The sequence below is a fragment of the Dorea sp. Marseille-P4042 genome (assembly GCF_900290215.1).
GTDB classification, from domain to species: Bacteria; Bacillota; Clostridia; order Lachnospirales; family Lachnospiraceae; genus Dorea; species Dorea formicigenerans.
Genome location: NZ_OLMI01000001.1, coordinates 816817 through 829710, shown reverse-complemented (window position 1 = coordinate 829710; position 12894 = coordinate 816817). Strand labels below are relative to the sequence as shown.

At 36.5% G+C, this 12894-nt stretch carries 12 protein-coding genes; 11 read left to right on the top strand and 1 reads right to left on the bottom strand.

Going from position 1 to position 12894, the window contains the following annotated elements; all coding sequences use genetic code 11:
* Window positions 1–708 carry a response regulator transcription factor gene (locus C7E02_RS04200; RefSeq protein ID WP_105308871.1) on the bottom strand — a complete coding sequence of 236 codons (708 nt, stop codon included), beginning with the start codon at window positions 706–708 and terminating at the stop codon, window positions 1–3.
* A 160-nt stretch (window positions 709–868) separates the two neighbouring features.
* Between C7E02_RS04200 and C7E02_RS04195 the strand changes: the two genes are divergently transcribed.
* The 11 genes from C7E02_RS04195 (at window position 869) to C7E02_RS04140 (ending at window position 12855) form a co-directional block, all read left to right on the top strand.
* A complete protein-coding gene (locus C7E02_RS04195) occupies window positions 869–1633 on the top strand; it encodes an ABC transporter ATP-binding protein (protein WP_105309006.1) in 765 nt (254 codons plus the stop codon).
* A complete protein-coding gene (locus C7E02_RS04190) occupies window positions 1630–2355 on the top strand; it encodes an ABC transporter permease (RefSeq protein WP_105308870.1) in 726 nt (241 codons plus the stop codon). Before C7E02_RS04195 ends, C7E02_RS04190 begins: the two co-directional genes overlap by 4 nt.
* 13 nt (window positions 2356–2368) lie before the next feature.
* A complete protein-coding gene (locus C7E02_RS04185; RefSeq protein ID WP_105308869.1) occupies window positions 2369–3133 on the top strand; it encodes an ABC transporter permease in 765 nt (254 codons plus the stop codon).
* Window positions 3134–3243: 110 nt separating this feature from the next.
* The gene (locus C7E02_RS04180; RefSeq protein WP_242978731.1) at window positions 3244–3423 is read left to right on the top strand and encodes a hypothetical protein; all 180 of its coding nucleotides are present in this window, start codon (window positions 3244–3246) and stop codon (window positions 3421–3423) included.
* Window positions 3424–3957: 534 nt separating this feature from the next.
* On the top strand, window positions 3958–4647 hold the full coding sequence (locus tag C7E02_RS04175) for a response regulator transcription factor (protein WP_028088187.1): 690 nt from the start codon (window positions 3958–3960) through the stop codon (window positions 4645–4647).
* A complete protein-coding gene (locus tag C7E02_RS04170; RefSeq protein WP_105308867.1) occupies window positions 4620–5756 on the top strand; it encodes a sensor histidine kinase in 1137 nt (378 codons plus the stop codon). Before C7E02_RS04175 ends, C7E02_RS04170 begins: the two co-directional genes overlap by 28 nt.
* Window positions 5757–5864: 108 nt before the next feature.
* Window positions 5865–6536 (top strand): ABC transporter ATP-binding protein, encoded by a 672-nt coding sequence (locus C7E02_RS04165; RefSeq protein WP_005341592.1) that lies wholly within the window; start codon window positions 5865–5867, stop codon window positions 6534–6536.
* Complete coding sequence (locus C7E02_RS04160) at window positions 6533–8998, top strand: ABC transporter permease (protein WP_105308866.1); 2466 nt, start codon at window positions 6533–6535, stop codon at window positions 8996–8998. Before C7E02_RS04165 ends, C7E02_RS04160 begins: the two co-directional genes overlap by 4 nt.
* A gap of 638 nt (window positions 8999–9636) precedes the next feature.
* The gene (gene ltrA / locus C7E02_RS04150; protein ID WP_105308865.1) at window positions 9637–10920 is read left to right on the top strand and encodes a group II intron reverse transcriptase/maturase; all 1284 of its coding nucleotides are present in this window, start codon (window positions 9637–9639) and stop codon (window positions 10918–10920) included.
* Window positions 10921–11198: 278 nt separating this feature from the next.
* A complete protein-coding gene (locus C7E02_RS04145; RefSeq protein WP_105308864.1) occupies window positions 11199–11633 on the top strand; it encodes a MarR family transcriptional regulator in 435 nt (144 codons plus the stop codon).
* Entirely contained in the window at window positions 11623–12855 is a 1233-nt protein-coding gene (locus tag C7E02_RS04140; protein ID WP_105308863.1) for an acyl-CoA thioesterase/bile acid-CoA:amino acid N-acyltransferase family protein, read from the top strand. Before C7E02_RS04145 ends, C7E02_RS04140 begins: the two co-directional genes overlap by 11 nt.
* Window positions 12856–12894: the final 39 nt, after the last annotated feature.

Sequence of the window (12894 nt, the reverse complement as noted above, 5' to 3'; positions counted from 1 at the left end):
TTATAACCTGCTCTCCACATTTATTTTATATCCCAATCCTTTAACAGTTATTAGTGATTTTGGTTTTGAGGGGGTAATTTCAATTTTTTCTCTTATGCGTCGAATATGAGCAAGTAGCGAATTTCCATATCCAAATGGATTGTCGCCCCATACAGCTTCACAAAGAGCGTCTATTGTTACGATATGGTTAGCATTTCGTACAAGTGCTTCTAAAATATCATGTTCTTTTGCAGTAAGAGGTAAAATCTTATCTTCCCATATAACCTGTGCATTAGCTAAATCAATTTTACAATCACGTAATTCTATAAGTGGGCTATCTTCCTTATAACATCTGCGTAATACAGCATTTAGGCGAAATATAAGTTCTTTTGGCATAAAGGGTTTTGTTATATAATCGTCAGCTCCCAACCCAAATCCAGAATATTTATCCTGTATATCATCTTTTGCGGTCAAAAATATCACTGGAATATTAGTGAAACTTCTTAGTGTTTCCATAAGTTCAAAACCGTTTCCATCTGGAAGCATGACATCTAATATAGCTATATCTGGTTTTTCCTGTTGACAGATTTCCAAAGCTGTTTTTACACAATCAGCGGTAATAATATTTAAAAAATTTTCATCTTCTAATATGGTTATAAGCATACTTCTTAAACATTCTTCATCATCAACGATCAATATTTTTTTTGATTTTAAGTATGTATCATTCATTTATTTGTCACGCCCTTTTTGCAGTTTCTTTATCACATTATAACATTTTAAAAAAAGTTAAACAGTCATTTTCTCATTTGTAAGGTAAATGTAAGGTAGAGAGAATGTGGCTGTAATGCAGGTGTTTTATATTGTGAGTATGAAGAAAGGAGCAAAAATTATGAAAAACATGATTGAAACTAAAAATTTAACAAAAACATACAAAGCGTTTACCGCCGTAGACCATGTGTCTTTACACATTAAGAAAGGCAGTATTTACGGATTTCTCGGTCCAAATGGTGCTGGAAAATCTACAACTATGAAAATGCTTTTGGGATTAACTGCACCTACCGATGGAGAGTTCCAAATAGATAACTTGACTTTTCCGAATGATCGTGTTCAAATTTTGAAAAAAATCGGTTCTTTTATTGAATCCCCGTCATTTTATCCAAACTTAACAGGTAAAGAAAATCTTGATATTATTCGTAGAATTTTAGGTCTTCCTGCGTCAAGTGTTGATGAAGCGTTAGAATTAGTAGGATTATCCGAATTTGGTAATCGCTTGGCGAAAAAATATTCTTTAGGAATGAAACAACGTTTAGGGCTTGCTTCCGCTTTGCTTGGAGAACCACCCATTTTAATTTTAGATGAACCAACTAATGGATTAGACCCAGCAGGTATTCACGAAATTCGCAACCTTATTAAATCACTTCCAAAAAGATATGACTGTACGGTTCTGATTTCATCACATATGTTATCAGAAATTGAGTTACTAGCTGACGACATTGGTATTTTGAATCATGGAAGATTGCTATTTGAGGGAAGTCTTGAAGATTTGAAATTTACGGCACATGAAGCAGGATTTGAAAATGAGAATTTAGAAGAAATGTTTTTATCCATGATTGATGAGGATAACACAAACAGAAAGCAGAGGTTAAAATTATGAGAAATTTGACCATAGAATTGAAAAAATGTAAACGCACCGGAATATTGGAGGTTTTACCGATTATTGGACTTCTTGGTGCCTTATACGCTTTTGCAAATTTTATAGTTCGCAAAGATGTTTTGTTAAACTTACCGCTTCCACCTATGGATGTTTTGCTGACACAGCTTTACGGAATGATTATGGTTCTTAATATGTTTGGCATTATCGTAGCGACAACTTTAACATATAATATCGAATTTCAAGGAAGTGCAATTAAAAAGATGTATATGCTCCCTTTCAAGACATCATCTATTTTCAAAAATAAATTTTATATATTGTTTGTTTTGCTCGCTGTTTGTATCGTCTTGCAGAACGGAGCTTTGTGTATTATTGGAAATATATTTTTGCCCAGTGGAACTTTTGAATTATTAACACTTGTTAAATATACAGGATATTGCTTTGTTTCAACTTTACCAGTATTAGCATTTATGCTCTTGGTATCATCACGATGTGAAAATATATGGTTTACATTAGGTATTGGCGTGGCAGGATTTTTTAGCGGTATGGCAATGTCGCTTTCAGATATAGCTATATTTCTTATTAACCCATTTGTACTAATGATGAAACCAGCGGTAGCTTCTACGGCTAGTATTGATATGAAAGTTTTAATTTTAGGCTTTGTTGAAACAATCATATTCTTCATGGTTGGCTGGTATTTAGGCAAAATAAAGCATTATGAATAAAGGAGACAATCGTATGTCAATTATTGAATTGTTAAAAATAGAATTTATGAAAGTGGAAAGGTCTATGATTTTACCTTTGCTTTTAATTCCACCTATTTTAGTTGTGGTTTCTGGTGTTTTCAGTATCAGTATGTATATGACGCCAGAATATACAGACGCTTGGTCGGCAATGTTCATTCAAAGTGCATTACTTTTTGGTTATTATTTACTTCCGTTTTCAATGGTAGTTGTATGCGTTATGATTGCTAACAGAGAAACAAAGAATAATGGTATATTAAAAATGCTTGCTTTACCCATCAGTAAAGGAAAACTTGCCTTAACAAAATTCTTTGTGTTATTGAGTTTTTTAGCAATCCAGTTACTTATCTTTTTTATCTCATTCGTCATTGCAGGCATTATCGCTACTAAAATAATGAATATAACAGAATCTATTCCTGTCCTTTATTTATTAACGTGGACATTAAAATTATTTATGACTATGATTCCAGCTATTTCTTGTATGTGGGCAATTACCATACTGTTTGAAAAACCACTATTATCTATGGGATTAAACTTACTTTTGATAATTCCGGGGGTTTTGGTTGCTAATACACCTTTATGGATAGTATATCCTTATTGTTATAGTGGTTATGTTGTGTCAAACGCATTACATACAGTAACAACGACAGATACAGGAAGTACACTATCATTATTTCCGTTTGTACCGTGTGCTGTAATTATATCAGCCTTTGCGATACGTGTTTCTGTTAAATACTTTGGAAGAAAAGAAATGAGGTAATATAAAATGAAAAAAGTAAATTAAGCGTTGTTGCATTGGTCATTTCGCTGTTACCATTTATCACATTATTGATTTCCCTTTTTTCAGGAAAAATTATAGGTGGGCTTCAAATGGGATTAACAGCATTAAATGTAATTTCAATATTATTGAGTTTAGGTCTTTCAATTTCAGTAGTAAAAAACCCAAAACGTAGAGATGTATTTTCAATTATTGCTTTATGTATTTGTGGCTTTTTGGGGCTACTTATGGTTGGCATTTTAATTTTTGGCTTAATACTCACTTTTATGTAAGAGGTGCTTATGAAAAATATATTGATTGTAGAAGATTCAGCTACTTATAGAGAATTATTATGTAAAGTTCTCAAAGGTAAAGGATATAAAGTAAAGATACAGGTACGGCATTACTTCAACATGAATTCACAAAAAACATACCCATCTGTATAATGACAACTTCTGTTGATAGACACATATTTAATATGGCAAAGTCCTTAGGTGCTGTTGAGTGTTTTGATAAAGCTTGTTTTAAGCAATTCTAAAAAGACTGGCGGCGCACAGGTTACTATCAAAATTCCATATTAAGAAATTAGAGGGCGATACTGCGGTATCGCTCATTATTTAGAATAATCTTTATAAATTCTACAAATTTTCCATATAGCATATAGGTAAAGAATAGAACTATAATCTGCCGGACGACGGCAAAAGAAAAAAAGCCGTCGTAGAGCAGACTTTTTCTTTTCTGGAGAGCAGGTGGATACTATGCAGTTTTGGAGGAGTGTGGTAAAATGTGATTGTGTATCATGTTAGGAGATTAGGAAGGTAGATGAAATGAGGACAATTTTGTTATTGGAAGATGATGAGAATCTGAACCGTGGAATCGCGCTAAAACTGCAGAAAGAAGGGTATCAGGTTTTTTCCGCTTTTCAGATTTCAGAGGCAGAAAAATTGTTTGATGAAAATAGAATAGATCTGGTAATCAGTGATATTACTCTGCCGGACGGAAACGGACTGGAGTTTTGCAGGAAGATTCGAAATAAGAGCAAAGTCTTTGTACTGTTTCTCACGGCAATGGATTCGGAAATTGATATGGTAAACGGCTATGATGCAGGGGCGGATGATTATATTACAAAGCCATTCAGCCTGATGGTACTGGTTTCAAAAGTTCAGGCATTTATGAGAAGAATGGAAGGAGTCTGCGGACACAACAGAATCTTATCGGGAAATATCGAAGTAAATTATGGAGAAATGAGAGCGTTAAAACGAAATGCTGATGGAGTGACTCCTTTGACATTAAGTAAAAAGGAACTTCAGATAATGATTTACTTTATGGAAAACGCAAGGCAGATTTTATCAAAAGAACAGATTTTAGAGTATGTCTGGGATGTTGACGGGCAGTTTGTAGACGATAATACAGTTCCTGTAAATATCAGCCGATTGAAAGGAAAAATCGGGAATGATTATATACAAAATGTAAGGGGGATGGGATATATATGGACCGAAGAAAGCGTACAGGAGTAGCTCTGGCAGCAGGGCTGCTTTTTCTGTTTATGACAGAGATATTGTTGCTGTTTCTGGCAGGAAATAGTTTATACAAGGAAGAGCAGGGGAAATTAGGGGCGTTAGTGCTGTCCCATCCGGAACAGGAGACGGAGTATATAGAGTTATTTGACAGAGGAAAGCAAAGAAATCGTCAGGAAGAGGAAGCGGGGAAAGAGCTGGAGGAGCGTTACGGGTATACTCCTTTTGATGGGAGAAGCGTGAAAACTTTTGCTGCATATGGAATAGGAATGGCGATGGTTTTTGTGGCAGGACTTGGAGTTTCATGGGGTTTGTTTTTGCGAAATAAAAGAGACCGGCAGCAAGATGAAAATAACCAGGAAGAACTTCGGGAAAAATATATAGAACTGCAGAATCATTTTGAAAAAGTAAGAGAAAAACTTTCCAGAGAAGAAAACAATATAAAATCTTTAATTACAGATATTTCCCACCAATTGAAAACACCGATTGCTTCATTGAAGATGAGTTGTGAACTGGCGGGGTCTGCCGATTTAACCTGGGAGGAACGGGAAGAATTTTATAAAAAGGAATGGGATGAAATTCAAAGACTGGAAAATCTTTTGGATTCACTGATTCATGTGTCCAGATTGGAATCTGGGATGATTCAGATTCAGCCAGAGATGGGCAGTCTGAAAAATACATTGGTACAGGCTGTAAACAGTGTATATATGAAAGCGTATGAAAAATCCATAGATATTTCTCTGGATGAATTTCAGGATGTGCAAATTGTACACGACTCGAAATGGACAGGAGAAGTGTTCGTAAATATTTTAGACAACGCAGTAAAGTATTCGCCGGAGCATACAGAAATCCGAATTCGGGTAACAGAGCTTGCTACCTGCATGATGCTGGAATTTATCGACCAGGGAACAGGTATTCCGGCAGAAGAGGCGCATCGGGTATTTCAGCGTTTTTACAGAGGAAACCAAGAGTATGTAAAAAAACAGGAGGGCTCTGGGGTTGGACTTTATCTTGCCAGAAAAATTTTGGAGGAGCAGAAAGGCACGATTTGTGTAAAAGTAGCACCTGAAGGCGGTAATAATTTTGTGGTGACATTACCAAAGAGGTAGATTTCTGAAAAAAAGATTTCTTACAAAATTGTTATGCTTTTTGTAAGCCTGCTGTAAGACTGGATTGATAGAATGACATTAGCAAAGAAAAAGGAGGCTTCAAAGTTTATGAAAGCAATATTAGAAACAAGAGATCTTGTGAAATATTATGGAAAAGGCGATAATTTGGTGAAAGCTATTGACCATACAGATTTAATAATCGAACCAGGTGAATTTACAGCAATTGTAGGACGTTCTGGATCGGGAAAAAGTACTCTTCTTCATATGCTGGGAGGATTGGACCGTCCTGATTCCGGAAAGGTTTTGATAGAAGGAAGAGATATTTTTCAACTGAAAGATGAAAAACTTGCAGTGTTCCGCAGAAGAAAGATTGGGTTTATTTTCCAAAGTTATAATTTAGTACCATCCTTAAATGTTTGGGAAAATATTGTGCTACCCATTGGATTGGATGGAAAGAAAGTGGATACAGAGTATGTTATGGATATTATCTGTAGAATTGGAATGGAGGATAAATTGAAATCCTTACCGAATACTCTTTCTGGTGGGCAACAGCAGCGGGTTGCTATTGCAAGAGCGTTGGCATCCCGCCCGGCGATTATTTTAGCAGATGAACCAACAGGAAATTTGGATTCCAAGACGGAGTTAGAAGTGATTTCTATGTTGAAATCCTGTGTTTCAGAATATGGGCAGACACTGGTTATGATCACGCATGATGAGACCATTGCGCAGATGGCTGACCGTATGATTGTCATTGAAGACGGTAAGGTGGTGAGAGCATGAAAACAGTAACAAAAACAGCGCTTGCCAATGTAAAACAGAACAAAGGAAGAAATTTTTTATGTGGATGCGCCATTGCACTGACTACGTTTCTGATATTTGTTGTTTTAACGGTGGGATATGGAATGATCCGCGTACGGCTTGCATCGGTGGATGCTTATTATCCAACTTACCATATTATGTTCCGCCAAGTTTCCGAGAAAAACACCAAAGCACTTCAGGTGCATAATGATATAGAAGAAATCGGTCTGAGAATGGATTTGGGACAGATTATAGATGATGATGCCACAATCATTATGACCGCTATGGATAATAATGGGATTCGGTTGAACAAAGCGGAGTTAGAAGAAGGAACTTTCCCAAAAAATGAAAAAGATATTGTTGTTTCCAAGGGAGTTTTAGAGGAACTGGGAATTCAGGGGAAATTGGGTGATGAAATCACGATTCCATACCAAATTTACGAAAAAGACGGTATGGGATATGCGAAAGAAGACACTTTCCGCATCTGTGGCTTTATGAAATCTTCTGATTTGAATAAAGAAAAGAAAATGTATTTTGTGATGAATTCCATGGAATATGCGAAACAGATGATACCGGAAGCAGACAGAGAATATCGTGTGATGTTCCGTCTGGCAGATGCAGAGCATATGACAACAGATGAAATCGTAGAGAGGGGAAAAGAAATCGGAGAGGATTTTGGTGTACCTGAGGGAAATGTGGTAGAAAACAGAGAGTATTTGGCTGCAAATTATACGGATCCGTCATTTGTAAAAGGAATGATCGTGGTAATCGTTATGGTTGTTTTAGCAGGAATCCTGACTATTTACAGTATTTATTATGTGTCTATGATACCAAAAGTACAGGAATATGGAAAATTAAAAGCCATAGGCTCCACCAAAAGACAGATTCGGCAGATGGTATTCCGTGAAGGAATGCTGGTTACGGCGCTTGCCCTCCCTGTAGGATTGCTTATCAGTAGCTTCCTGTCCAGATGGATTATGAAACAGATGATTACTTTTATGGCAGGCGAAGACCCTCTAATGAAGGTAGCAGCAGAACTTGTAAAAAATGGTGAGGTATCTTTGTTGCACTGGTGGATTTATGCGATTACCATTATGGCGGTGCTCTTTACTTCCGCAGTTTCTTTGGCAAAACCGATGCGAATTGCTGCCAAAGTTTCGCCCATTGAGGCTATGCGTTATCAGGGGTTAGAAAAACGTGGGAAAAAAGTACGGAAAGGCTATCAGAATCTCACGATTTTTCGTTTGACAAAAGCAAATATGGCAAGAAATAAAAAGAGGACTGGGATTACGATTGTTACATTAGGAGCAACTGGTATTCTGTTCATGGTTGTGGCAACTATTTTATCTTGCGCGGCACCGAAAGAAATTGCAAGAAAGGATATTGAATCTGATTATAAAATTGAATTGGAAACATGGGGTGGGGACAAAATGAATCCGGACAGAGACTGGAGACAGGTTCAGCAGAATAACCCCTTGACGAAAGCGTTTATTAATCAGGTTCGTGATGTAGACGGTGTGGAAGAGGTAAAGGTAAAAACATTTATGAATGGCAAAATTCCGAAACTATCTATGGATGGTGAAATTTGGGACGCGGATATTATTGGACTGGATGCATCTTATGCAGAAACGCTGGAAAAAGGAGAGATACAAGGACATGTGACATATGAAGAATTGGAAAAAGGAGATAAAATCCTCATGTCTGCTAATATGCTATACTGGTTCCCGGAACTGAAAGTGGGAGATTCCTTGAAGATGGTTTTGAATATGGGAGATGACCAGGTAGAAAAGACTTTTGAGATAGGAGCCATCGGAGATTACTATGCAAGCCTTGGCGGAAGTTCATTTTATCTGCCCCAATCAGTGTTGGAAAAAATGAATCCCAATAATCTGAACTACACACTGGAAATCACAGTGAATGATCAGAAAAAGAACAGTGCATATCAGGAACTTCAGGCACTTGCCGACAACAGTGAATACCTGGTGACAGGAAGTTATGAAGAGCAACTTCAGGAGTGGGAAAAGAATATGCGGTTGATGAGCGTTTTGTGTTATGCATTTCTGATTATTCTGGGTGGAATTGGAATCATGAATCTTGTGAACACTATGATGAACAGTATTTACACAAGAAGGCGGGAGCTTGGAATGATACAGGCGATAGGAATGTCTGAAAAACAGTTGATCCGTATGCTGCAACTGGAAGGAATCATCTATACTTTGGGAACATTGGCAGTTTCTGTGGGCATTGGAAGTCTTGTAGGATATGGTGCATTTCTTTATGCAAAAACCAAACACATGTTTCAGATCAGTGAGTATCATTTTCCAGTGGTCCCAGCAGTGCTTTTGATTTGTGTGGTTGCCTTTTTACAGGTACTGCTCACATATGGAGTATCTGCAAATTTCCGAAAATTGAGTTTGATTGATCGGATACGATATGCAGAGTAATATATTAAAAACATCATATATACAAAGGGAAACGCTATAAAAAAACAGAATTGCCCAATATGATTAAAAGGACCACCGTGCCATAAAGTATCTTCACGCGTCATTTCTAAATTACGGCGGCTTTGATTTTCAGAGCCGCCGCTTTCTTTGTTTGCGCGCCATGGGCGCGCTCTAACGGGTGTAAGTCCCGAACATGCCCAGGTAGTGGGAAATGTATAGCCGAACAGCAAGGGTGTCTACCGTGAGGTGGAATCTGAAGGAAGCTGTAAGCAAATCTCTGGTCCGACGGACAGAAATCGCATATAAGGCTAGGCTTCGAGTGATAAGCTGGCAAAGAACAGCGAAGTCTAATAACTACCACGTTTGTAGAAGCAGAGTAAATGCGGCGGATATATGGAGAGAAAGAGCGTGCACCTTAAGCGTGGAGGTCTCACAGAGGTTTCATTAGCCTAGTAACAACGAACTGTGAGAAGTCAGCCGAGCCCATAGTAGTGAAGAAGTCTCTGTAATGGGGATGGAGCGAAGGGGCGAACAATCAATCAGTTTGAGTATGTCTCGTATTGCAGAAATGACAACATCTGCCGTAACCAATCGGGTAAAAGGTGGTCAAATCAAGCGAGACGGAAAGGAAAGAACGCATGGACACAAGTAATCTAATGGAGCAGATATTATCTAGTGATAATCTCAACAGAGCATATCTGCAAGTCGTACGAAACAAAGGTGCTGAGGGAGTGGACGGAATGAAGTACACAGAACTGAAGGAACACCTTGCAAAGAACGGCGAAACCATCAAGGGACAGTTGAGGACAAGAAAATATAAGCCTCAGCCAGTACGAAGAGTGGAGATACCAAAGCCTGATGGCGGTGTCAGAAACCTGGGAGTACCAACAGTAACAGACAGATTCATACAACAAGCCATCGCACAGGCGTTAACACCAATCTATGAGGAACAGTTCCATGACCACAGTTACGGATTCAGACCTAATAGATGTGCACAGCAGGCAATTCTAACGGCACTTGATATAATGAATGACGGAAATGACTGGATTGTAGACATCGACTTGGAAAAGTTCTTTGACACAGTAAACCATGATAAGCTAATGACTTTAATTGGAAGATCATTTAAGAACGGAGATGTCATCTATATTGTAAGTAAGAATCTAGTGAGCGGAATTATGATAGACGATGAGTATGAGGATTCCATTGTGGGAACTCCACAAGGCGGAAACCTTTCTCCATTGCTGGCAAACATCATGCTCAATGAACTTGATAAGGAAATGGAAAAGAGAGGGCTTAACTTTGTACGATATGCAGATGACTGTATTATCATGGTCGGAAGTGAAATGTCTGCGAATAGAGTTATGAGAAATATCTCACGATTCATCGAAGAAAAGCTAGGGCTCAAGGTCAACATGACTAAGAGTAAAGTAGACAGACCAAGCGGACTTAAATACCTTGGATTTGGGTTCTACTTTGATTCAAGAGCGCATCAGTTTAAGGCAAAACCACATGCAAAATCAGTAGCGAAGTTTAAGAAGAGAATGAAAGAACTCACATGCCGTAGTTGGGGTGTTAGCAACAGCTGTAAAGTGGAGAAGCTCAATCAGCTCATAAGAGGTTGGATTAACTACTTCAAGATAGGCAGTATGAAAACACTATGCAAGGAATTAGATTCAAGAATCCGTTATCGGCTTCGCATGTGCATTTGGAAACAATGGAAAACACCACAGAATCGAGAGAAGAACCTTGTAAAACTTGGAATAGACAGAAACACAGCTAGACGAGTTGCATACACAGGTAAAAGAATAGCTTATGTATGTAACAAAGGCGCAGTAAATGTTGCTATAAGTAACAAAAGATTAGCCTCATTTGGACTAATCACAATGTTAGATTACTACACCGAAAAGTGTGTTACTTGTTAAGTTGATTGAACCGCCGTATACGGAACCGTACGTACGGTGGTGTGAGAGGTCGGAATTTCTCATTTAAGAGAAATTCCTCCTACTCGATTTGCCTATCGGCAAGTCTACGACGACCCGAACACTGTAAAAATACGGCGGCTAATGGCGGCTATATGCTGGAAAAACGACCGGAAGAAATTTCTCTTATCCTTTACAAATCATAGCCTAATAGTATATAGTTGACATTTTTTTATGAATATGATATTTTGTTAAGTACATTAACAAAAAGGAGCGGTGAAATGAACTACGAAAAAATTTTATGCGAATTTCAAAACTTCATAAAAGCATATCTCAGTTTAGAACACAAACAACATAGAATTCTTGACTTGAATTTATCAGAGGTACATTTATTGAAAGTAGCTGAACAAAACCCAAATTACACTCTTATTGAATATGCTGAAAAGCTGAATGTAAGTCGAAGTGCCATTACGCAATTAGTTAATTTGTTAGAAAAAAAAGATTGTGTCAAAAAGAAAAAGGCTAACATGAAAAGTTTTGTGCTTGAGTTAACATCTAAAGGAGAAATAGTATGTAATAAACATGATGAAGAGCATAAAAAAATAGAAAATGATTTAAGAAGAATTTTTGAAAAATATGATTGTATTTTTTTTGAACAATTGAGCGAATTAATGTCTGATATCATAAGCACTTGGGAGGAATACGATGGGATGTAAAATTATAATTGAAGATACTAATAAAATGATGGATTCAAAGATGAATATATGCATCCAGGGATTAAAAAAGTTTGAAGAAATTAAAATTATTTTAGAAACAAACTGTTTTTATAATATAAATGCTCCTATGAATTGGTCAGAGAATACATTTTGGCAATCTGAAGCTATTTTTCTTAGTGATTCAAATGGAATAGTATCCCTTAAAAACTCACCATCTAAAGGGGGAGATTATATAGGCATTAGAGATATGGGGCTGTTTGAATCTCTTAAGGCTGTATCTATAGTTAATAAAAAACATATTAGAGACCTTAAAAATTTACCTTTAAATGATGTTGTAAGTTATAAAATTTCAGTTTTATCGGATGGAAAGTTACTTGCTAAAACAACTTTTAATAGATTCTATAAAAATTATAATATAAATTACTATGATATACTAAGGGATAGTTGGCAAGGGAGATTGTTTTATGAGGAGGATAAAAATAAAAAACCAGCTATTATAGTATTATCTGGTAGTGATGGAGGAATTGAAAAAGCACAAAATATTGCAATGATGTTATCAAATCATGGTTTTGTGACACTAGCTATTAGTTATTTCGGAATGAATAACCAAAAATCAAGTTTAGATAGAATACCACTTGAAAACATTGAAGAAGCATTAAAGTATATACAAAAGTTGACATTTGTTGATCCTGCAAAGATTGGAATTTATGGTAGATCAAAGGGAGCAGAATATAGTCTAATGTTTCTAACTAAATATGATGGTATTAAATGTGCAGTTTTAAATTCTCCAAGTGATAGAGTTTATGAAGGGTTAAAAGGAAAGAGAAATTCTAAACATTCTTCTTGGACATATGGTGGAAAAGAGATATCTTATAAACCATTTAAAATAAGGGAATTTATTATGAATATGCTGACGAAGAAATCAAGTATTGATGATTCTGGAGTTATGGACATAGAAAATGTTACATGTCCCCTTTTACTAATTACTTCAATAAAAGATGAAATATGGGATTCTTATAGTGCATCAATTAACATTATGAAAAAAGCAAAATCATATGAAAAGAGTATTGTATTAACAACAGAGTTAGGGCATATGAACACCATTTCCTATCTTCCAAATCCACGCTATAAAAAGTATAAAACAGACAAAATATATTATGAGGCTATACTGTCGTGGGAAAATACTCTATCTTGGTTTATTAATTATTTAAAAAACATATGAAAAGATTAGTTTATAAAAGCGTGAGGAATACGGAGTAAC